Source organism: Acinetobacter sp. A1-4-2 (assembly GCF_040233925.1).
Taxonomy (GTDB): Bacteria; Pseudomonadota; Gammaproteobacteria; order Pseudomonadales; family Moraxellaceae; genus Acinetobacter.
Genome location: NZ_CP157981.1, coordinates 102,821 through 124,701, shown reverse-complemented (window position 1 = coordinate 124,701; position 21,881 = coordinate 102,821). Strand labels below are relative to the sequence as shown.

Genomic DNA, 21,881 nt, shown 5'->3' with positions numbered 1-21,881 from the left:
ATGACGGCTTTTTCATGAGGTTGATTACTAAAAATCAACCAACACGGTAGTTCGGTGCTTCTTTGGTAATGGTCACATCATGTACGTGTGATTCAGACATACCTGCTGCTGTAATTTTCACAAACTTGGCATTTTGACGAAGATCATTCACGGTTGCAGAACCGGTATAACCCATAGAAGAACGCAAGCCACCCATCATTTGATGAACGATGTTACCCATAGGGCCTTTGTAAGGTACGCGACCTTCAATACCTTCTGGTACAAGTTTTTCCTGACCGGCTTTAGCATCCTGGAAATAACGGTCAGCAGAACCTGTTGCACCCGCCATTGCGCCCAATGAACCCATACCACGGTAAGCTTTGTAATAACGGCCCTGGAAGAATTCTACTTCACCCGGTGCTTCTTCAGTACCGGCCATCAATGAGCCCACCATGATGGTGCTTGCACCCGCGCCAATTGCCTTCGCCATATCGCCAGAGAAGCGGATACCGCCATCTGCAATCAAAGGAATCTGGTCTTTCAATGCATTGGCAACGCTGTCAATCGCAGAAATTTGTGGCATACCAATACCGGCAACAATACGTGTAGTACAGATCGAACCAGGACCGATACCGACTTTTACCGCATCCGCACCGGCATCAAGAAGCGCAAGTGCAGCATCACCAGTGGCAATGTTACCGCCAATCACCTGAACTTGCGGATAGTTGGCTTTTACCCAGCGAACACGTTCAATCACGCCTGCAGAGTGACCATGGGCTGTATCGACAACAATGGCATCTACACCTGCTTCAACCAGTGCTTCAACACGGCTTGGTGTTTCTGCGCCAGTACCGACTGCCGCACCGACACGTAGACGACCGAGGTCATCTTTACAGCTGTTTGGATAAAGTTCCGCTTTACGGAAATCAGTAACCGTAATCAAACCTTTCAGTTCGTTGTTATCACCTACCACCAGTACTTTTTCAATGCGATTTTTTTGTAGAAGTGCCTGGATATTTTCTTTTGATTCGTTTTCACGAACAGTCACCAGACGGTCCTGACCGGTCATGATATTGCTGACAGGTTGTTCCAGATTGGTTTCGAAACGTGTATCACGACCCGTCACAATACCGACAACCTTGCCATCTTTAACCACAGGCACACCGCTGATGTTGTTGGCTTGAGTGATTGCGATCAGTTCACGAACCGTGGTTTCTGGCGTTACGGTGATAGGATCTTTCACCATACCCGCTTCAAATTTTTTCACACGGCGTACTTCTGCAGCTTGCGCAGCAATGTCCATGTTTTTGTGCAAGATACCAATACCGCCATTTTGCGCCATTGCAATTGCCATACGGGATTCAGTCACCGTATCCATAGCTGCTGACACAAGAGGAATATTCAGGTTAATGCCACGAGTAAGGCGTGTCTTTAAGGAGACATCTTTTGGGAGAACAGTTGAGTAGGCAGGGAGTAATAAGACATCATCGAAGGTTAAAGCTTCTTGAACGATGGTCAACATAACAGTCTCACTGGTAATTTCCGTGCGCTATTATAAACAAAAAAAACAATTTTATTCATGCTTATTTCAGGCAGCAATGTAAAATAAATTTAGATTACTGAATATTATTGGGTTTTTGAATTTAAATACCGCAATTCGGGCTGAATTTCCTGATCCGTATTTCATTCAGACTGGACAACAAAAAACATCGCGCTATATCACCTAGACACCGCAAGCCCCGCTAACCAGTGCAAAAGGCTCTAATCGTGGCTTTACCCATCAAAACCGTGTGTTTTTAAATAAAAAAGCAGAGCCAGGGCCCTGCTTTTTTATTCTGAGATGACGAATCACGATCTAGCTGACACGTTCAAAACTATCATCATTCTCGGCATCCTCTACCCTAATCTGGATAAAGGGAATCATATTGTGGGCCATACGGGCCTTGTTACATTGTTCATCGGCAATTTGCACTTCTTTACACGAGGAACTGCGCAGCTGGTACATGCCACAACTGACCTGTTCACCTATGCTGCCTTCTAGCGCGATACAGCGTGGATTTTTTTGATTGGTTCCTGCCATGCATGAATAGACTGCTGTGACAGGTTCAGTATAATTTTCGGGCATTGGAATTCCCTCTGCCCAATAAAATGAAACCCGAAAATAGGCGCAACATGCGCCACAGCTTAAACATGCATCCTGTGCAGGAACTTGAGACAACATTTCTTATAAATTCTCGTCATCAAAAAAGTTTTTTGGGATAGAAAATATAAAAAATGTTGTTTTTTGACTCAAGAAAAATTTTGTATTTTCTTGAACTATTCAGGACAGGTAAATACGCTTTCGTCCATCAGGTCGGTGCCGCATTCCAAGGTTTCAATCCAGTCCAAAAATTGATGGATCTGCTCTTTGCCAATAAATGGCGTGCCATGCTGTGGCACAATCATTTCCACATCCATGCTACGAACCATTTGTACCCACAGACGGATCACTTTATTGCAACACATATAGCGTTGATGAAAGCCTTTCATCTTCGGAATATGCGCAGCAAAATTTTCCAGCGGTTTAGAGACATCATCTACCATGGATGCGCCCATATCACCAGAAAACAGAATTTTGGCAATCGGATCATAAAACTGGAAATTACCGACCGAATGCAGAAAATGTGCCGGAACGGCAACAATGCTCGATTCACCCAACGGAATCACCTGACCATGGTCAGGCAGCTCAACCAGACGATCCAGCCAGTTCCCTTTCATCCGGTCGCTCATGAAAGCCGAGCTCAAATGTGGCAAGAAACGTGCCCATAATTTTGATGCTACTATTTTGGCCTCGGTATAGACCAGCCAGCGTGGCATAGAAGTAATAATGTCGGGGTCCTGATGGGAGGCCATGACATAATCAAGATTGGTTAGACGGGTATATTTGTTCAGCTCCATAGTCAATGGAACATAGGTCAAGTCGCCCCCTGGATCAAGCACTGCAGCACGTTCATGATCCAAGATTAGAAACTGGTTTGCCTGTACACCTTCACCTTTCACTAAACTGGTAAAACTAATACATTTATGCGTACCATTATCAAATAGTACCTGTGATGTGGTGCGATCAAACGCCATACCCATTCCCCAAAATATCGTTTTTAAACTAAATTTTTAATTCCTCTCAACATATAGGGATTCATGGAAATTTACAACAAAATAACATCTGAATACTGGTAGATTTATCAGTAAATTGTGCGGTATTTCTCAATAAAAAATCCCGACAAAAATGCCAGGATTTTTTTAATGCTATTCAAATTTAAAAGAAATAATGTTGTACCAGTGCCGCCACACCTATCACTAAAAACACAACTGCACCAATTTTATGAATCAGTGAAATCGGTAGTTTTTCTGCCAGTTTGTTACCAATAAAGACCGCAGGAGCATTGACCAGCATAATGCCCAGTGTAGTTCCCAATGTTACCCAGCCAACACTGTCAAAGCGCGCGGCAAGGGCCACGGTAGCAATCTGGGTTTTATCACCAATTTCTGCCAGAAAGAATAAAACAAACGTGGCACTAAAGACGCCATATTTTTGCCATTTATTAATACTTTCAGTTTCATCATCCAGTTCATCTGGAATCAGCATCCAGGCCGCCATCCCAATAAATCCAAGAGAAACAATCCATAACAATACGGTCGGGCTCAGAACAGTGGTAATCCATTGACCCAGTACAGCGGAAACACCATGGTTGACCACGGTCGCCAGAAAAATTGCAATCAGAATTGGTACAGGTTTACGGAAACGCGCGGCCAGCAGTAAAGCCAGCAATTGAGTTTTGTCACCCATTTCAGACAAGGCAACAACAGCTAAAGAAATCAGGAAGGCTGAAAGCATGATGTATTTCTCTGGCTAGCATAATAAAACCTGTGACTCACCCCTCCTGCTAGCCAAATTGAGCAGAGTGGTAAATCAAAGGTCTTGCCAACAAAAAGAAAATCATGATCAAAAGATCATTTGGTTCTTTGCTATGATGACCATGTTCTGTGGAACAATTATGTTGACCATCACCTTTTTACATTGCGTAAAAAGCGGCTACTCCCCAATGAAGTGCATGCATTTTAAGCTGAAAGATAAAAATTTTCAAATGACTTTAAAAATATCATTTCAGGATAATGCTAAACATTGCTACTCATGACAAAAATTGCATTAAAGATCATTTTAAACGGCTGTGTTCAGCGTCTTATCCCTATCATAAGAATGAGTCTGTGTATGTCTCAACACCAAAGCTTTCATAACAAAACCCTGCCGAAGCAGGGTTTTGTGTAGCCTAAACTGAAATTAGAGCAACAGACTACGGATATCCGCCAACAATTTGGTCAGCTTATGGGTAAAGCGTGCTGCATCTGCGCCATTAATCACCCGGTGGTCATAAGACAATGACAATGGAAGCATCAGCTTAGGATCAAAACTTGTACCATTCCAGACCGGTTGCATGGTGGCTGGTGAAATACCTAAAATCGCCACCTGAGGCCAGTTCACCAATGGGGTAAATGCGGTACCGCCAATTGAACCCAGGCTGGTAATCGTAAAGTTCGCACCTTGCAAATCTTTCGGTGACAATTTCTTGTCACGTGCTTTCTTGCTCAGCTCACCCAGTTCAACTGCAATTTGCTTGATTGATTTTTGATCTGGATTACGCAGTACCGGTACAGTCAAACCATCCGGTGTTGCCACGGCAATCCCCATATGGATTTCATTACGCAGCAATACCGATTTTTGATCGTCTGCCAAATGGCCTGCAAAATACGGCTCTTCCTTCAACAGATGAGCGACTGCTTTGGCAATAAAAGCCAGAATCGTCAGGCTAATACCGTCTTGTTTAAACTTAGCTTTGAGTTCACCACGCCATGCTTCAAGTTCGGTAATATCTGCCAGGTCAAACTGGGTCACCTGTGGAATGTAGTTATTCAATGACAATTGCGGCACAGATACCTGTTGCAGACGGGTCATGGCTTTCACTTCACCACCACCAAATGCCGAGAAGTCTGGCAATGCAGGCAAACCAGGAACTTGTGCTACAGTCTGTGCTAACGGTGCAGCTTGAGATGCAGTTAAGCGTGTTTTTACATAAGCAAAAACATCTTCTTTCATCAAGCGTGCATGTGGACCAGATGCTTTCACATCAGCCAAGACCACGCCCAACTCACGCGCCAGCTTACGCACCGCAGGACCGGCATAGACTTTGGCATTGGCAGCATTCTGCTCTTTGCTCAGCTTATCAGCCGATTGAACGGGTGCTTGTTCTACAGATGTAGCCGCTTGTGGCACTGCTGCCGGAGCAGGTGCTGCTTTGGCTGCAGGAGTAGCTTCAACTTTAGCTGGCTGAGCTACAACTGCCTGTCCTTCCACTTCGATGGTTACCAGAGCCATGCCTTGTGAGACATTTTGCCCCATTTGTACGTGAATGGCTTTAATTACCCCTGCCGATGAGCTTGGTACTTCAACGGTCGCTTTATCAGATTCAACCACAATAATGCTTTGATCCGCCTCAACCGTGTCACCGACTTGAACTAAAATTTCCGCCACTACAGCTTTATCTACACCCAGATCAGGCACAGCAATTTCAACGTCTCCGCTTGGTGCAGAGGCTACAGGTGCCTGAACTGATGTTTCTGTTTTTGGCGCATTCACAGAAGATGTTTCTGTAGAAGCTGTACTTGGTGCTGCTTCAACAGCTGAAGATGCTGTTTTCACTTTGAGCAGAACCACACCTTCTTTGACTGTGTCGCCTGCCCGAACTTCAACGCTCTCAACCGTACCTGAAACAGTACTTGGCACTTCTACAGTGGCTTTATCAGATTCCACCACCACAATGCTTTGATCGACAGCGATTTCATCACCTACCTGGATCAAAATTTCACCGACCAGGGCTTTTTCTACCCCAATGTCAGGTACTTGCACTTCAACAATTGAAGAGCTGCCAGTCGGAGCCTTCGGTGCAGAAGCTGCTGGTTGATGAAATGACCGTTCCTGCTTAATTTCCTGATCAGGTAGCGAGGTCGGAGTATTTTCCGAAGTCTTCTGTGAAGCATCTGCTTCCTGGACTTCAGTCGCACTGGTTGAACCGTCTTCAGCTTCCAGTTCAATCAGGACCGAACCTTCTGAAACCACATCGCCCGCTGCAACCGTAATACTTTTCACCATCCCTGCCGAAGTACTTGGCACTTCAACAGAGGCTTTATCCGATTCAAGCAAAACCAGGCTGTCATCTACCTCGACGCTATCACCCACTTTCACTAAAATTTCAGCAACGGTGGCTTTATCTACCCCAATATCAGGTGTTTTGATTTGCATGCTTAGTTCTCCTCACCTGATTGTTCTTTATAGTCCGCAACCGCCTGAATTTCAGGGTGTGCTTGAGGTGCCCAAGCGACTGGACGATCAGTATCAAGTTCAAAACTGGAGATGGCATCTTTCACCAAACGCGCATCAACTTCACCTTCATCAGCCAGTTTCTTCAAGGTTGCCACGACAATGTGCGCGGCATCGACACCGAAGTAACTACGTAAATTGCCACGGGTATCGGAACGACCGTAACCATCGGTGCCCAAGGCTACGAATGGACGGTTGTCTGGAAGATAGGCACGGATCTGTTCGCTATAAGCACGCATATGATCGGTTGCAGAAACCACAATACCGTCAGTTTCACGCAACTGTTGAGACACCCAAGATTCCTTCGCTTCTTCAGCCAATGGATGCAGGCGGTTGTATTCCTCACAAGCCATACCATCACGTGCCAGTTCGTTGAAGCTAGTCACACTCCACACGTTCGAGTGAATCTGGTATTCATCACGCAAGATTTTCGCCGCTTTAATCACTTCACGAAGAATCACACCGGAACCCATCAGTTGAACAGTCGCTTTTTCATCTTGTTCAAACAGATACATACCGCGCTTGATACCTTCTTCCACACCTTGCGGCATTTCCGGATGCTCATAGTTTTCGTTCATGACGGTCAGGTAATAGAACACACGTTCCTGATTGACATACATACGTTGCAAACCATCGTGTACGATCACCGCAAGTTCATAACCGAAACATGGGTCATAAGACACACAGTTTGGAATGGTGTTGGCCAGAATGTGCGAATGACCATCCTGATGCTGCAAACCTTCACCGTTCAATGTAGTACGGCCCGCGGTTGCACCCAGCAAGAAACCTTGTGCCTGTGCATCACCGGCTGCCCAGGCAATGTCACCAATACGCTGGAAACCGAACATCGAGTAGTACATGTACATTGGAATCATCGGCAGGTTATTGGTTGAATAACTGGTTGCCAAGGCTGCCCATGCACTCATCGCACCGGCCTCGTTAATTCCTTCCTGTAACATGTGACCATCTTTGGCTTCACGATAGTTCATCAGCTGTTCTTGGTCTTCGGGAGTATATTTCTGACCATGTGCAGCATAAATACCGAGCTGACGGAACATGCCTTCTAAACCAAAGGTACGCGCTTCATCCGGTACGATCGGAACCACGCGGTCTTTAATTGCTTTTTCTTTCAACAACGCCGAGATTAAACGCACCATGACCATCGTGGTTGATTGTTGTTTGCCATTTGAACCTTTTAATACGGCATCAAAGACAGACAAGTCAGGGATTGGCAATGATTCACTTTCTTTACGACGAGCGGGTAAATACCCTCCCAAAGCTTCACGACGCGCCTTCATATATTTAATTTCAGGCGAGTTTTCACTTGGACGGTAAAATGGAACTTCTTCAAGCTGTTCATCGGTAAATGGCAGATTGAAACGGTTGCGTACATACTTGAGTGATTCAAGCTGCATTTTCTTGATTTGATGCGTTTTATTGACCGCTTCAATTTCTTCGGACAGACCATAGCCTTTGACGGTCTTCGCTAAAATTACGGTTGGCTGACCTGTAGACTTCATTGCTTCGGCATAGGCAGCGTAGACTTTGTAAGGGTCATGACCGCCACGGTTTAAGTTATCGATGTCTTCATCACTTAGACCTTTAACAAGTTCTTCAGCTTCTGGGTATTTACCAAAGAAGTGAGCACGGGTATATGCACCACCTTTCACCTGATAACGCTGATAATCACCATCCACCGCTTCTTCCATCACGGCTTTTAAAGCACCAGATTCGTCTTTGGCAAGTAATGGATCCCAATGACGACCCCACACGACTTTAATTACGCGCCAGCCTGCACCACGGAATAAAGATTCAAGTTCCTGAATGATTTTACCGTTACCGCGAACAGGACCGTCCAGACGTTGTAAGTTACAGTTCACCACCCATACCAGGTTGTCTAACTTTTCACGGCCAGCAAGTGAAATCGCACCAGTACTTTCTGGCTCATCCATCTCACCATCGCCAAGGTAAGCCCAGACTTTACGGTCTTCTTCTTTAATCAGGCTACGGTTCATCAGGTATTTTTGAATATGCGCCTGATAGATCGACATGATCGGACCCAGACCCATCGATACGGTCGGGAACTGCCAATAATCCGGCATCAAGTAAGGATGCGGATAACTCGGTAAACCATTGCCACCCACTTCACGGCGGAAATTGTTGAGCTGATCTTCAGTCAAACGACCTTCCAGAAATGAACGCGCATAAATACCAGGGGCACAGTGACCTTGATAGTAGATCATGTCACCACCAAAGTGGTCGCTATTGGCACGGAAGAAGTGGTTAAAACCAACATCGTACAAGGTTGCAGAAGATGCAAAACTGGCCAGGTGACCCCCCAGGTCGTCACCGGTTTTATTGGCACGTAACACCATTGCCAAGGCATTCCAGCGAATCAGGGCACGGATACGGCGTTCCATATCCTGGTCACCTGGCATGGCCGGGGTTTCTTCAACTGAAATGGTATTAAGATAAGGAGTATTTAGACGCTGAATAGGAACATGCTTGGCAATCGCGCGCTGATAGAGTTTTTCTAACAAAAATGCAGCACGCTCTGTACCCATATGCTGTAAAACCGAGTCAAATGCATCTTGCCATTCTTGGGTTTCTTGCGCGTCGGTATCACCATAAAACGCCATATTTCACCTATTCCTTAAGCTTATTTATAGTTTCTATATGTATCACACTTTAGAGGGCATCAGTTATCGCCACAACTGAATACGGAATACCACTATTATTTAGATAATAAATACTCTTTGACCATTCTTTACGCAATAAAACAAAAAACCGCCAATAAAGGCGGTTTTTTATACAATAACTATTCTCTTGAATGATACTATTATATTCGAAAGCTCTAAATGCCCTAGAGTTACTCTTTAACGAATATGTACATCTGTCTTATGGCAACATTGCTAAATAAGTAGATGGATTTTTGCGTTGTCCATCTTTCACTACTTCATAATGCAAATGTGGACCGGTACAACGACCTGTACAACCTACATTAGCAATTTGCTCTCCTGCTTCTACACGATCACCAACACGAGCAATTAAACGCGATGCATGCGCATAACGGGTTAAATAGCCATTACCGTGATTAATTTCCACGTATTGGCCATAACCTGTACCCCAACCCGATTTGGTCACTACACCTGGGCCAGTCGCATAAATAGGCGTACCGCTTGGTGCGGACAAATCCAGACCAGAGTGATTTTCAGCGCGGCCACCCATGGTACGGCCACCAAAGTCTGAGCTCACACGTTTCATGGCTGGAAGAGGATGAGATACTAACCAGGAGTAAGCGTTGCCAGAATAAGTTTGTGAATTCTTTGAACCATATTTTTTAGCCAATGATTCATTGTTTAATTCAATTGTTTTTTCACGCAATTGAACATTCATTCTGGTTTCAGCAGGAAGATCAATATCATTTGACTCTGCATAAGACCCTTGAGCCAAAGTACGAGTCAATTGTTCAATGCGATCTTCCGATACATTATTAGAGTTAGGATTTAATTCAACTAAATCTGCAAAAGCCACAGATGCGGCAGAAGCTGCCAATGAAAACGCTAATAAAATACGTCGCGTATGCATAAAAAACCTCTTTTAACTGTTCTTAGTCAATGTCCTTGCGTGATCTCTTCCTTGATATCCACTAAAAGAAGTGCGTAAGATTAAGACACAAGTATGTAGGAACAATGTATGTCGGAACCAGTTAACATCTTTCAACAAACAAGAAAACACTTAAAAACAGGAAACTTTACGTTTCTCTCTACACAAGTTGCTGCATGGCAGAAACTTACAAAACTCATTCAACCAATATTGCCCCAACCGGAGCAATGGCAAGTTGTTTGTTATCAATATGGCATTTTGACGATTACGGGTGCAAATCAAGCCATGATTAGCCAGCTTGCCTATCTTCAAAAGCAATATATCTCACAATTGTTACAATTACCTGAATTTAAAGACTTACAAAAATTGCAAGTACGATTAAGAATTCAGACGCAACCCCCTTTAAAACCCCAATCTCTGTCCCGATCCCTTAGTCCAGATACTCAAGACTTACTGCGTGGTGCTGCCGACTTTGTAAGCGACCCTAAGCTTAGCCAAGCTATGCTACGTTTGGCAAGAAATAAAAAGTAACCAATCTAGGCATATCTTTGCATTAAGAAAAAAAACATGTGAACTGCTTAACAATTCATTTTGTTATATTATAACGTGTGCATTAAAAGACAATAACTTATGTCACACTTACATAAGAAATTGGGCATTGATTAATGTCATCAAATGTTACAATTTCGTAATTACTTGGATCACTTTTAACATTGCGTAATAATTGATTATTTAAGGCATGTCCGGACTTATACCCATCAAATTTGGCAATAATCTGGTGGCCTAAGAGATATAAATCCCCGACTGCATCCAGAATTTTGTGACGGACAAATTCATCTGAGAAGCGAAGCCCTTCTTCATTGACTACACCGGTTTCATCCACGCCAATGGCATTGTCCAGACTCGCCCCCAAGGCCAGATTATTGGCTTTTAGATAATCCAGATCTTTCATAAAACCAAAAGTACGTGCTCCACTGACTTCATAGACAAAAGTTTCGGTAGAAAAGTCGATGGTTGCGGACTGGTATTCTTTTTTAAATGCAGGATGATCAAAATCAATGGTAAAGTTGAGCTGGAAGCCGTCATGCGGATGAAATACTGCACGCTTATCATCAATGAATGCTTCAACATGTTTTAAAATTTTTATAAATTTTTTCGGCGCATCCTGTTCTTGTAATCCGCCTTGCATCAGCAGGTAAATAAATGGACCAGCACTGCCGTCCATAATCGGAACTTCTGAAGCCGAAACTTCAATAATCAGGTTATCAATCCCCAGTCCTGCAATGGCACTCATGACATGCTCAATGGTCCCGACTTTGGCATTTTCCTGAACCAGGTTTGAACACATGAATGCTTCTTGAATCAGCATGGCATCTGCTGGAATGTCCACCTGCGGATCTAAATCGATACGTCGAAATACAATACCCCCATCCACATGGTGCGGCACAAAGTTAATTAAGACTTTTTGCCCACTATGAAGACCAATACCACTCGCTTTCACGACACGCTGTAGGGTACGTTGTTTCAACATGTTTTTCTATCATCTGCTCATCAAACCGCTATACGTTAGCATATTTAGCCATTGATAAAAAATAAAAAGGTAGTCTTGCGACTACCTTTTCTGTTGAATTTATGCATTCTGCATAAATTTACCCTTATTTACGTTGCTGATTTTTCAAGTAATCCTGAATACTCATTGGCGTTGGACGGGCTGAACCGACTGCTGGAGCAGGTGCCGTTCCTGCCTCATTTTGCTGACGTTGAATGGCTGGCACATCATCATCTTCAACGACAGCCTGAGCCGTATGATTGACTGGACGTGTTGCAGACTGTACTGATGGACGTTTTACCGTATCCGCAGAGTCCGCTGAATTACGGGTTAAGCCAGTTGCAATTACAGTGACACTGATTTCATCACGCGCATCCGGATCAAAGACCGTACCGTAGAACACCTGACCTTCATCCAGATCAACAATCTGGTTGACGACATCGGTAATTTCTTCAATTTCACCGAAGGTCACATCATCACCACCGGTGACATTAATTAAAATGCCTTTGGCATTCATAATAGTCACGTTATCCAGTAGTGGGCTGCGAATAGCCTGTTCAGCCGCCTGACGGGCACGTGTTTCACCACGACCTGAACCCACACCCATCATCGCATAACCGCGAGTGCTCATGGCCGTTTTCAAATCGGCGAAGTCAAGGTTGATATGCCCTGGACGAACCACCAGATCAAATATACTGCGCACTGCATTCAGCAATACATCATCTGCTTTTTTATAAGCATCTTTCATGGAAATGTCACGGAAGACTTTAAGCAAACGCTGGTTAGGAATAATAATTAATGAATCGACATGTGCTTCCAGAGCTTCAATGCCTTTTTCTGCCGACTGTTGACGACGCTTACCTTCAAAGTTAAACGGAGTCGTCACCACACCCACAGTTAAAATGCCCATTTCTTTGGCAATTTCAGCAACAACTGGCGCAGCACCCGTACCTGTACCACCACCCATACCGGCAGTGACAAATACCATGTCGGTACCCTCCAGATGCTGGCGAATCAGCTCACGGCTTTCTTCAGCAGCGGTTTGGCCCACTTGAGGATTTGCACCGGCACCCAGACCACGCGTGCTTTGTTCACCTAACTGGATTTTGAATTGCGCATTCATACGGTCTAAAGCTTGTTTGTCGGTATTGGCACAAACAAATTTTACCCCTTGAATGTCGGATTCAAGCATGTGTTGCACGGCATTACCACCAGCACCACCAACACCAAATACAGTGAAACGGGCTTGACCGTTGCTATCGTTTTGATCATCTTCTAAAAATTCAAATGAGGCCATGACCTTTGGATTTCCTAATTCGTAATTGGCAGTCACTTAAGCCCGTATACTGCCTTGATCTTAATAAAAATTGAGTTTAGGATGCTGTCCAACCACACGCTTGTCAAGTGCAAGCCGTTAGACGAACAACTTCCTTACAATATTCCCAATAAATTTCACTTAAAATATCGATTTTAACTGATTGTTTAACGCTGACCATGCCCGACCGACCCGCTTAAATAGAGTCAGTTTTTCAGGATCTGTCGCTTCTACAATGGTATCTTGCGTATCACTTTGGCTAAACATCAACAAGCCGGCAGCAGTGGCATACTGTGAACGGCGCAAAGCCGCCTGATTCTGTTCATCAGCATGTACTTGTACTGGTGGATTGCCTAAATGCGCTGACACCCCCAACATATGACGTGCCAAATTCACCATACCTTCAATTTGACTGGCATCACCCGTCAGAACCACACCATGATACAGACCATGAATGGCCCCATTCTGCTTTAATTCTTGATGAACCTGGGTCAGAATCTCTTCATAACGCGCAATAATGATTTCTGCCAATTCAATACGGCTAATGGTCTGTGGACCATCAATGCCCTGAAATTGAATCATATGGTCAGGTTTAACCACTTTCAGGTCAACACAGCCATACAACAATTTCAGCCGTTCAGCTTCTTCAGTGGTGGTTTGCAATACCGCAGCAATATCACGGGTGACATGCTCTCCCCCACGCTGCAAGGTATGCGTCAATGCCAGGCGACCATCCAGATAAACGGCAATATTGGTGGTACCGGCACCGATATCGACCAAACATACCCCATATTCTTTTTCATCTTTCAGCAAACTGGCTTCAGCAGTCGCCAAACAGGAAACCACCATTTTCTCCACGCCAATATTGGCCCCTTTAAGGGCACGATCCAGATTTTGCATGGTGCTGATCGGTAACATCATCAGCTGGTAATGCCCGATCATGCTATGTGCAGACATGCGAATCGGATTTTGCACCCATTCAGCAGAATCATCCAGTTCAAAACCTAAAGGTACCGCACTCACCAGATAATGGTCTGAAGTCAAATGACTGGCTTTGGCCAACTCGAGTGCGCGAACCACTTCGCTTGTTGTAATTGTGTGGTCGCTATTTTCAATCGGAGTACGGCCTGAGGCATAAAAGCTTTTTAATTCTGCACTTGGAATGGAAACCCAAGCAGAATGCACCCGGCATTCAGCCATATCTTCTGCTTCTTGTACGGCATTTTTAATTGCAGTGATGACCTTATCGAGACTTACAATTTTTCCTTTATTCATGCCTCGGTTACGAGCGGTTGCCATCCCAATCACTTGGATATTGTCTGGCGCATGTACCTTACCAATCAAAACTGAAACTTTGTGTGTCCCAATGTCAATCGCAACAACCGAGGGAACAGCTTCATTCATTATCTACTACTACCATTACGTGTTTAGTTAATTTATGGCCTTAAGCCTCTATTTTATATAAAGCCGCTCAATTATGGCTTTACCGTTCTTGTATCTGCAATGCTTGTGTCATCAATCGTTACAACAAAATGACCATTTACAATATTCGGGGGTGCTGCATTCTTCCATTGTATGGCCAATCCGTTTCTATAACGCAAGTCTACTGACGAAATTTTAGCCCAAACGGGTTTTAGATCACTTTGTGCCAGATGACTCAAGCGTTGAAGTTTACCCATGGTCTGATCCTGATCGACAATAATGCGCAAACCCGAATCAAACTGCATGAACCAGGTCATACGTTCTGTTAAATATAATTCTTTTAAACGAATGTTGACCGGCAGGAACAACTGGTTAATTTCATTGTAGCGACGCATCATCATTTTTGACTGAGAAGCGGGACCATGCAGTAAAGGTAATTTCTGGTTATTCTGCGGCACCACTTCTGCAAAAATATCACCACTGTCACTCAATAGCCGTCCGGTTCCCCAACGGGCAATGGCATGACGCGGCATAATGCGCACACGAATTGAATTTGGCCATGCACGTGAGACTACCACGCGATCTACCCAAGACAACGCTAAAGCCTGATCACGGATTTGTTCCAGATCAGAGGTAAAATAATTTTCTGTCACCTTGGGTGCAACATGGGTCATGACCTGGCGATTTTCAGCCTCTGAGCGGGTACCCACTACACTCAGTTTAGCCACCTGGGCATCCGTCATGACACCATACAGACCATAGATCCCCACTGCCAATACGGCAAGTGCAACCAGCAGCAACAACCAGCCACCCAAATTCGCAAGCTTTTCCTTGGGTGTAGGTGGCTTCTCATGAATAGAGGTAATTGCTGCTCGTTTACGACGCATTGAAGCAGGGAGTTGAGCCATAATCTAGTGAGCCGCAGCCGTTAAAGTCTGTTCTAAAATCGCCACACATAACTCATCAAAACTATAGCCTACAGCTTTTGCCGCCTTTGGTACTAGAGAATGACTGGTCATGCCCGGAACAGTATTCACTTCCAGTAACCAGAAGTTGCCCTGTTCATCCTGCATGGCATCAATACGGCCCCAACCACTTGCACCTACGGCCTGGAAAGCACGTAAACACAAAGCTTGTAGACGTTTTTCTTCTTCTTCGGTTAAACCACACGGAATGCCGTACTGCACGTCATTACGGTTGTACTTGGCTTCATAGTCATAGAATGCCACATCTTTTGGCGGTTCCAGGCGAATAATCGGCAAAGCCTGGCCATTTAAAATCACAATGGTAAATTCACGGCCGGTAATCCATTTTTCTGCCATCACCACGGCGTCGTGTTCAGTAGCTTTGGCAATCGCATCGGCAAAGTCTTCCTTACGTTCAACTTTACTCATACCAATACTTGAACCTTCATGTACCGGTTTGATAATAAACGGCAGACCAATGCTGTCCACAATGGCATCCAGATCAGAATCTTTGGTCACAATGCGATAGGGGGCCGTTGGCAGTTCCGAACCTTGCCAGACCTGCTTGGTCTTCACCTTGTCCATACCAATTGCAGAACCTTGCACACCGGTACCGGTATAAGGAATATTCAACCATTCCAATGTACCTTGGATTTGACCGTCTTCACCACCGCGACCATGCAAGACAATAAAAGCACGGTCATAGTTCACCAGTTCAGTTACACTACGCTCTTGCGGGTCAAAAGCTTCGGCATTCACGCCCGAACGCACCAATGCTTCAAGCACAGCTTTACCACTATCTAGAGAAACCTCGCGCTCAGCTGATTTACCACCAAGCAATACGGCAACTTTGCCGAATTTTGAAGCATTTGCCACGTTTATATCCTTAAACTTTATAACTGAAAGATCACACTCAAAAACACAGAAAGTGATTATTTTAAATACAATTTATTTTGTGCAAGCTCAACCGAGATCGCACCCACATTACCTGCGCCTTGCGTTAATAACAAGTCATTTGGCTGCAACACTTTTTGCATCACATTTTGTAAATTGCCATCTACAGGATCAATCAAAATCGGTTCAACCTCACCGCGCAAACGGATACTGCGCGCCAGACTGCGACTATCTGCCCCGACAATCGGCTTCTCGCCTGCAGGATACACTTCCAGCAATAACAATTGGTCAACTTGTGACAATACATCGACGAAGTCATCAAAGCAGTCGCGGGTACGGGTAAAGCGATGCGGCTGGAACATCATCACCAGGCGGCGGTCTGGATGACTTTGACGCGCAGCCTTAATGGTAGCTTCGACTTCTTTAGGATGGTGACCATAGTCATCCACCAGTTTCACATTGCCACCTTCAATCTCAAATTCACCTTGAACCTGGAAGCGACGACCTACACCGCTAAAGCCTTCTAATGCACGGCAGATCGCGCCATCAGAAACGCCTTCATCCGTAGCGATACCTATTGCTGCCAAGGCATTAAGCACATTATGCAAACCAGGCTGGTTCACCGTCACACGAAGCGGTTCACGATTTTTACGCAGCACGGTAAAGTGAGTACGCATACCGTCCTGATCGACATCGACAGCACGGATGTCATTGTCTTCATTAAAGCCATAAGTCAACACTGGACGACCAATACGTGGCATGATTTCACGGATGTTGGCATCATCACCACACACCACAGCCAGGCCGTAGAATGGCAGTTTTTGAAGGAACTGGACAAAGGTATCTTTCAGCACATCAAAGCTGCCGCCATAGGTATCCATATGATCCGCATCAATGTTGGTCACAATGGTGGCCATAGGCTGCAAGTGCAGGAATGATGCATCTGACTCATCCGCTTCAGCCACGATATAACGGCTGGCACCCAGTGCCGCATTGACACCGGTACGGTTCAGCAAACCACCAATCACATAGGTTGGATCAAGATTTTCTTCTGCCAGCATACAAGTCACCAAACTTGTCGTGGTGGTTTTACCATGCGTACCAGCAACAGCAATACCGTGACGGTAACGCATCAGCTCACCAAGCATCTCTGCACGGCGAACCACTGGAATACGACTCTCAATCGCTGCCTTGATTTCCGGATTTTCCGGATCAATCGCAGTTGAAACCACCAGTACATTGGCATCTTTAATATTGTCAGCCGCATGACCGATATAAACCTTGATACCGTTTTCTTCGAGCTGAGCCGTAGTTTTTGAGGCCTTAATATCAGAACCAGATACTCGATAGCCCTGGTTTTTCAATACTTCTGCAATGCCACACATCCCTGCACCACCGATTCCGACAAAATGAATGTGTTTGATACGGCGCATTTCAGGCACTTTGATTAACTTTTTTGCTTGATCAGCAGGAGTAGATGGAGACATATATTACTCTAATTTTACAATTCTTGAATTAAACGAACCACGTGTTGGGTTGCATCTGGTTGAGCCTGTTGACGTGCCTTGACTGCCATTTCAGACAACAATTGGCGATTCATCAACGGGACTAAAAGTTCTTTTAAACTGTCCGGGGTTAAAGTGGCTTGCGGGCAAATTTTTGCCGCCCCAGTTTTGGCTAAAAATTTGGCATTCGCCGTTTGGTGATCATCGACCGCACTTGGTAGCGGCACAAAAACAGCTGCCACACCTGCCGTTGTAATTTCTGTCACGGTTAAAGCACCGGCCCGGCAAATAATCAGATCGGCATCAGCATAAGCTTTAGCCATATCTTCAATAAAGGGCTGGACTTCAACCTGCAACGATACCGGCTTATCAGCATAACGGGCACGGGTTGTCTCGGCATGGTTTTGACCACATTGATGATACACATTCAATGGTACGTTTAGCTGCTTTAACGCTTCCGGTACACGCTCATTCAATGCCTGCGCACCAAGTGAGCCACCGACAATCAGTACACGTAGCGGCAAACCAGCTTTTTCACGTTCCTGGTAACGCCAGGATGGACTTAAAATTTCAGTAATTTCTTTACGGACCGGATTGCCTGTGGTCACAATTTTTGCACTTTCAGCAAAAGTACCGGGAAATGCCTGACACACTTTTTTGGCAATACGTGATAACTGGGTATTGGTAAAACCTGCAATGGCGTTTTGCTCGTGAATAATCACGGGAATGCCCAAGGCACGGGCAGCCAAACCACCGGGACCAGCCACATAACCGCCAAAACCGGCTACGGCATCGACTTTCAGCTGTTTCATATAGCGCATGGCGCTTAAAGTAGCTTTTAAAATTTTAAACGGTGCCAATAACTTACGCACAGCACCATTACCACGTACACCCTGAATATCAATCTGGTAAATTGGAATATTGTGATTTTTTAATAAGCGGTTTTCCATGCCTGTCGGCGTTGCCAACCAGGACACTTGAATTCCCTGCTGCTGTAATTCTTTGGCAACAGCAAGTGCTGGAAAAACATGCCCACCGGTTCCGGCAGCCATCATCATCACATGTTTCGGCTTTGTTTGCGTTGCTTCGGTCACAGTCTAATTCTTCAATTCTAAAATAGGAATAACGAAATTTGATTTTAAGCTAACAATTGTAATCACAAACGCATAACCGTGAAAGGTTATTTACTTTTTTTCAACATGCGTTTCATTGTTTTTTTCTTCAGATTTTAAAGTTTAAACTAGTTTTATTGATAATCGAGCAAAATATATATTTTTTAAGCAATTTTATGACCTGTCTTTTGAACAATGCATAAATTCCAGTCCCTTTGTATCCCCAAATAAAAAGCAAGAAAAGGAACGGATCAAACAGAATAAAAAAGAGCTCCTATTTTAGGAACTCTTTTTTATAAATATCAGACTTATGCTTTTACTTTTAAACCTGTTTCCAGAACAGCAAATAAATCGTCGGCAATAGATGTGCCAAACTGTGCATCAATCTCACGAATACAGGTTGGACTGGTAACATTGATTTCTGTCACATAATTGCCAATTACATCTAATCCCACAAAAATCAGGCCTTTTTCTCTGAGATAAGGGCCTACTTTTGCCGCAATCGCTTTATCATTTTCAGTTAAGGGACGGGCTTGACCTAGACCACCGGCTGCCAGATTGCCGCGCACTTCACCATTTTGCGGAATACGGGCTAAACAGTAAGGTATAGGCTCACCATTTACCATCAGGATGCGCTTATCGCCCTCAACAATTTCCGGAATATAACGCTGCGCCATAATCGGCCGAGTACCGTTATTGGTCAGCATTTCAATAGTCGATCCAATATTGATGCCATCTTGATACAAGCGGAAAATGCCTGTACCCCCCATCCCATCCAGTGGTTTTACAATCACATCCACCTGTTCTTTCAAAAACTCGCGGATCAGCCCTTCATTTGAGGTCACCAGAGTCGGGACTTGAAGTTCAGGGAACTGGGTGGCGAACAATTTTTCGTTGCAGTCACGCAGGCTTTGCGGCTTGTTAATAATCCACGCCCCTTCACGCTCGGCCTGTTCTAGAATATACGTGGTATAAACAAAGTTCATGTCGAAAGGTGGGTCTTTACGCATCAACACCACGTCATAAGCTGCAATCGATTCTTTTTTCTTTTCACCCAATTCATAATAATGGTTATAGTCTTCAAACACTTTTAGTGGTGAAATTAAACCGAAGGCTTTACCTTGATCGATATATAAATCTTGCTGTAATGCATAACCCAACTCATGTCCACGACGGCTGGCAGCCCACAGCATGGCCATAGAGGAATCTTTTTTCAGGTTTACATTTTCGATGGGATCCATCACAACAAGTACGCGCATATCGATCTGCTCATGTATTTTTAACTTGAGAAAAGTATAGCGGAGTTTAATCTTTCTTTTTTCTCAATTTTAATAAAGCTTGTATCGAATCATTTGAAAGCGGCAAGGAGCACCTCATGCAACAAGCGATTATTGGATTTCATTTAGATGAAGAAAACCATTGGGTTGCAGACCTTGCCTGTGGCCATACCCAGCATGTTCGACATAATCCGCCTTGGCAAAACCGCCCGTGGGTGATAACTGAACAAGGTCGAAAAGAGAAACTAGGAATAATATTGGAGTGTAAGAAATGTGAAGAACCAATTTAATTATGATTTCATAAAGGATAAATAATTATGCAGAATATAATATTATATCCTATTTACCCTTTTTTAAATTATTTCAACCATACAAAATTAAAACTGCTTAAATAATAAAGTACAGATAATTTAAATCAAAATATTTAAAAATAAAATTTTCATCAATCATATTCACCCCAACCAGTTTAATTTTTATTTAACAAAAAAATTACCTTATTAGCCTTAAAAAAACATAATCTTTCATAATTTTTATTAAAATTATGACCATTAACTTATTTCTAATATAAAACAAATCCTCTTTATTCTCACAATAAAAAATCATGAACATTTTATTTAAATAGCTATGCACTTTAATTTATTTTAAGGGGCAAGATTTTTAAAAATATGTTTCAGGTTATCCAGCATTTTTTCAATTTGTAGCGGTGTTAAGCCATCAAAAGATTGTTCTAATACGACCAGGCTGAGATCATTAATTTTTTGAATCATTTGTTGTCCTTTATCTGTTAATAATACTCGCGTAATTCGAGCATCATCTTCACAACAATAAGTATTTACTAATCCTTCTTCTTTTAAGCGATAGACCACTTTGGTGGTGGTTGACATTTTAGAAATCAACATTTCCGACAGATCAGATACGCTAGCCTTATTTTTGGATTGTAATGCCAGCAAGATACGACGGCGCGAATTATCTAAACCATATTTCTTTAATGCATGATCAACATTTTGTATATATTGAGCATGTACTTGAGTAATCCAGTGATACAGAGAATTTTCTAAATTAAAATCTGCAGATCCAGATAAAAATTTATTGTACTTTTTTGCCATAATCTCACCTTTTTAATATATTAAGACCATTAAAATTATTTTAAAGACGCATTGTATTTTAGCTTCTTTAGTTTTAGGTTACATTTTTATCAATTCAATATCTGGTATTAAGGTTTTCTACTCACTCTCAAGTAATATTAACTCTCTAATTCTTTTTCGCTTCTGTGAGCCTCTTTTTTTATAAAAAGAATTAGAGAGCCAAAGTTTAAATGAAAATCCCTTTTATATTTATCTATTGTTATTATGCAAGCCGATTAAATCATTTTAATGGTTAAATGATCTATCACAAAAAATACCATTTTATTTCTGAAAATGTGTAAAAATGTGACAAAGTTTACAGTAATTTATTTTGGAAAAATCCTCCATTTTTTACACTTTTATTCTCAAAAAATAAGTTATAATTTAATTTATAGTCTTTTTATATTTATGATTAAAAATAAAATACTGTTTAATTTAGCATTTTTATCTATAAAAATTTTATACCTTTAGGGTATAAAATCACAGTACCTTATAAAATAAAATGAAAAATAATCTATTTTTACTAACTTACAATATGCATTTTGTATAATTTATTAACTAATCATGAATTTATTAGATATTTTTATACAGAATAAATTTAAAGTGGAATTTTACTCTGAAAAATCGGGTTTTCTTTGTCGCAAAATTTTAAGAGCTATCCGTATACGGAGCCTGAGCAAAAGGGGCAAGTCTCTCTTAAATCTTCTAGTCTTAGCCCTGA

The 21,881-nt window shown here is 43.2% G+C and carries 18 protein-coding genes and 1 riboswitch; of the genes, 2 read left to right on the top strand and 16 right to left on the bottom strand.

All coding sequences use genetic code 11. The features are described 5' to 3' along the window. Window positions 1–34 precede the first annotated feature (34 nt). The 7 genes from guaB to ABJ384_RS00540 form a co-directional block, all read right to left on the bottom strand. Window positions 35–1,501 (bottom strand): IMP dehydrogenase, encoded by a 1,467-nt coding sequence (gene guaB / locus ABJ384_RS00570; protein WP_086196529.1) that lies wholly within the window; start codon window positions 1,499–1,501, stop codon window positions 35–37. Between the two features lie 333 nt (window positions 1,502–1,834). Beyond that, a complete protein-coding gene (locus ABJ384_RS00565) occupies window positions 1,835–2,200 on the bottom strand; it encodes a YkgJ family cysteine cluster protein (RefSeq protein WP_166170621.1) in 366 nt (121 codons plus the stop codon). Between the two features lie 95 nt (window positions 2,201–2,295). Continuing rightward, window positions 2,296–3,093, bottom strand: a complete 798-nt coding sequence (locus ABJ384_RS00560; RefSeq protein ID WP_086196618.1) for an MBL fold metallo-hydrolase — start codon at window positions 3,091–3,093, stop codon at window positions 2,296–2,298. Window positions 3,094–3,274: 181 nt separating this feature from the next. After that, complete coding sequence (locus tag ABJ384_RS00555; RefSeq protein ID WP_086196531.1) at window positions 3,275–3,853, bottom strand: TMEM165/GDT1 family protein; 579 nt, start codon at window positions 3,851–3,853, stop codon at window positions 3,275–3,277. A gap of 74 nt (window positions 3,854–3,927) precedes the next feature. Continuing rightward, a riboswitch (yybP-ykoY riboswitch) is annotated at window positions 3,928–4,072 on the bottom strand. A gap of 225 nt (window positions 4,073–4,297) precedes the next feature. Next, window positions 4,298–6,313 carry a 2-oxo acid dehydrogenase subunit E2 gene (locus tag ABJ384_RS00550; RefSeq protein WP_349928247.1) on the bottom strand — a complete coding sequence of 672 codons (2,016 nt, stop codon included), beginning with the start codon at window positions 6,311–6,313 and terminating at the stop codon, window positions 4,298–4,300. Window positions 6,314–6,315: 2 nt separating this feature from the next. Beyond that, entirely contained in the window at window positions 6,316–9,030 is a 2,715-nt protein-coding gene (gene aceE / locus ABJ384_RS00545; protein ID WP_349928245.1) for a pyruvate dehydrogenase (acetyl-transferring), homodimeric type, read from the bottom strand. 259 nt (window positions 9,031–9,289) lie between these two features. Then, window positions 9,290–9,979, bottom strand: coding sequence for a M23 family metallopeptidase (locus ABJ384_RS00540; RefSeq protein WP_349928243.1), 690 nt, complete (start codon window positions 9,977–9,979; stop codon window positions 9,290–9,292). Between the two features lie 108 nt (window positions 9,980–10,087). Here ABJ384_RS00540 and ABJ384_RS00535 point away from each other — a divergent pair, with 108 nt between their 5' ends. Further along, window positions 10,088–10,528 (top strand): DUF721 domain-containing protein, encoded by a 441-nt coding sequence (locus ABJ384_RS00535; RefSeq protein WP_349928241.1) that lies wholly within the window; start codon window positions 10,088–10,090, stop codon window positions 10,526–10,528. A gap of 97 nt (window positions 10,529–10,625) precedes the next feature. Here the strand turns inward: ABJ384_RS00535 and lpxC are convergent, their stop codons facing one another. From lpxC to gshB, 8 genes are all read right to left on the bottom strand, one after another. Beyond that, window positions 10,626–11,528 carry a UDP-3-O-acyl-N-acetylglucosamine deacetylase gene (gene lpxC / locus ABJ384_RS00530; protein WP_166170614.1) on the bottom strand — a complete coding sequence of 301 codons (903 nt, stop codon included), beginning with the start codon at window positions 11,526–11,528 and terminating at the stop codon, window positions 10,626–10,628. 124 nt (window positions 11,529–11,652) lie between these two features. Beyond that, the gene (gene ftsZ / locus ABJ384_RS00525; RefSeq protein WP_086196537.1) at window positions 11,653–12,843 is read right to left on the bottom strand and encodes a cell division protein FtsZ; all 1,191 of its coding nucleotides are present in this window, start codon (window positions 12,841–12,843) and stop codon (window positions 11,653–11,655) included. A 159-nt stretch (window positions 12,844–13,002) separates the two neighbouring features. Further along, window positions 13,003–14,265, bottom strand: a complete 1,263-nt coding sequence (gene ftsA / locus ABJ384_RS00520) for a cell division protein FtsA (protein WP_166170610.1) — start codon at window positions 14,263–14,265, stop codon at window positions 13,003–13,005. A gap of 71 nt (window positions 14,266–14,336) precedes the next feature. Next, window positions 14,337–15,191, bottom strand: a complete 855-nt coding sequence (locus ABJ384_RS00515) for a cell division protein FtsQ/DivIB (RefSeq protein WP_349928239.1) — start codon at window positions 15,189–15,191, stop codon at window positions 14,337–14,339. A gap of 3 nt (window positions 15,192–15,194) precedes the next feature. After that, window positions 15,195–16,124, bottom strand: coding sequence for a D-alanine--D-alanine ligase (locus ABJ384_RS00510; RefSeq protein ID WP_086196540.1), 930 nt, complete (start codon window positions 16,122–16,124; stop codon window positions 15,195–15,197). Between the two features lie 56 nt (window positions 16,125–16,180). Further along, window positions 16,181–17,629, bottom strand: coding sequence for a UDP-N-acetylmuramate--L-alanine ligase (gene murC / locus ABJ384_RS00505; protein WP_086196541.1), 1,449 nt, complete (start codon window positions 17,627–17,629; stop codon window positions 16,181–16,183). Window positions 17,630–17,643: 14 nt separating this feature from the next. Continuing rightward, the gene (gene murG / locus ABJ384_RS00500) at window positions 17,644–18,741 is read right to left on the bottom strand and encodes an undecaprenyldiphospho-muramoylpentapeptide beta-N-acetylglucosaminyltransferase (RefSeq protein WP_349928236.1); all 1,098 of its coding nucleotides are present in this window, start codon (window positions 18,739–18,741) and stop codon (window positions 17,644–17,646) included. A gap of 326 nt (window positions 18,742–19,067) precedes the next feature. Then, complete coding sequence (gshB, locus tag ABJ384_RS00495; protein ID WP_166170600.1) at window positions 19,068–20,018, bottom strand: glutathione synthase; 951 nt, start codon at window positions 20,016–20,018, stop codon at window positions 19,068–19,070. A 116-nt stretch (window positions 20,019–20,134) separates the two neighbouring features. Here gshB and ABJ384_RS00490 point away from each other — a divergent pair, with 116 nt between their 5' ends. Beyond that, window positions 20,135–20,326, top strand: coding sequence for a DUF3565 domain-containing protein (locus ABJ384_RS00490; RefSeq protein ID WP_349928234.1), 192 nt, complete (start codon window positions 20,135–20,137; stop codon window positions 20,324–20,326). Between the two features lie 351 nt (window positions 20,327–20,677). Here the strand turns inward: ABJ384_RS00490 and ABJ384_RS00485 are convergent, their stop codons facing one another. After that, the gene (locus ABJ384_RS00485; protein ID WP_086196545.1) at window positions 20,678–21,142 is read right to left on the bottom strand and encodes a MarR family winged helix-turn-helix transcriptional regulator; all 465 of its coding nucleotides are present in this window, start codon (window positions 21,140–21,142) and stop codon (window positions 20,678–20,680) included. Between the last annotated feature and the right edge of the window lie 739 nt (window positions 21,143–21,881).

Bases quoted from the DNA above. Each gene is read 5' to 3' on its own strand.
- ABJ384_RS00535 (WP_349928241.1), top strand. From the start codon at position 10,088: ATGTCGGAACCAGTTAACATCTTTCAACAAACAAGAAAACACTTAAAA.
- ftsZ (WP_086196537.1), bottom strand. From the start codon at position 12,843: ATGGCCTCATTTGAATTTTTAGAAGATGATCAAAACGATAGCAACGGT.
- ftsA (WP_166170610.1), bottom strand. From the start codon at position 14,265: ATGAATGAAGCTGTTCCCTCGGTTGTTGCGATTGACATTGGGACACAC.
- lpxC (WP_166170614.1), bottom strand. From the start codon at position 11,528: ATGTTGAAACAACGTACCCTACAGCGTGTCGTGAAAGCGAGTGGTATT.
- ABJ384_RS00550 (WP_349928247.1), bottom strand. From the start codon at position 6,313: ATGCAAATCAAAACACCTGATATTGGGGTAGATAAAGCCACCGTTGCT.
- ABJ384_RS00490 (WP_349928234.1), top strand. From the start codon at position 20,135: ATGCAACAAGCGATTATTGGATTTCATTTAGATGAAGAAAACCATTGG.
- murC (WP_086196541.1), bottom strand. From the start codon at position 17,629: ATGTCTCCATCTACTCCTGCTGATCAAGCAAAAAAGTTAATCAAAGTG.
- aceE (WP_349928245.1), bottom strand. From the start codon at position 9,030: ATGGCGTTTTATGGTGATACCGACGCGCAAGAAACCCAAGAATGGCAA.
- gshB (WP_166170600.1), bottom strand. From the start codon at position 20,018: ATGCGCGTACTTGTTGTGATGGATCCCATCGAAAATGTAAACCTGAAA.
- ABJ384_RS00555 (WP_086196531.1), bottom strand. From the start codon at position 3,853: ATGCTTTCAGCCTTCCTGATTTCTTTAGCTGTTGTTGCCTTGTCTGAA.
- ABJ384_RS00515 (WP_349928239.1), bottom strand. From the start codon at position 15,191: ATGGCTCAACTCCCTGCTTCAATGCGTCGTAAACGAGCAGCAATTACC.
- ABJ384_RS00485 (WP_086196545.1), bottom strand. From the start codon at position 21,142: ATGGCAAAAAAGTACAATAAATTTTTATCTGGATCTGCAGATTTTAAT.
- ABJ384_RS00565 (WP_166170621.1), bottom strand. From the start codon at position 2,200: ATGTTGTCTCAAGTTCCTGCACAGGATGCATGTTTAAGCTGTGGCGCA.
- ABJ384_RS00560 (WP_086196618.1), bottom strand. From the start codon at position 3,093: ATGGCGTTTGATCGCACCACATCACAGGTACTATTTGATAATGGTACG.
- ABJ384_RS00540 (WP_349928243.1), bottom strand. From the start codon at position 9,979: ATGCATACGCGACGTATTTTATTAGCGTTTTCATTGGCAGCTTCTGCC.
- guaB (WP_086196529.1), bottom strand. From the start codon at position 1,501: ATGTTGACCATCGTTCAAGAAGCTTTAACCTTCGATGATGTCTTATTA.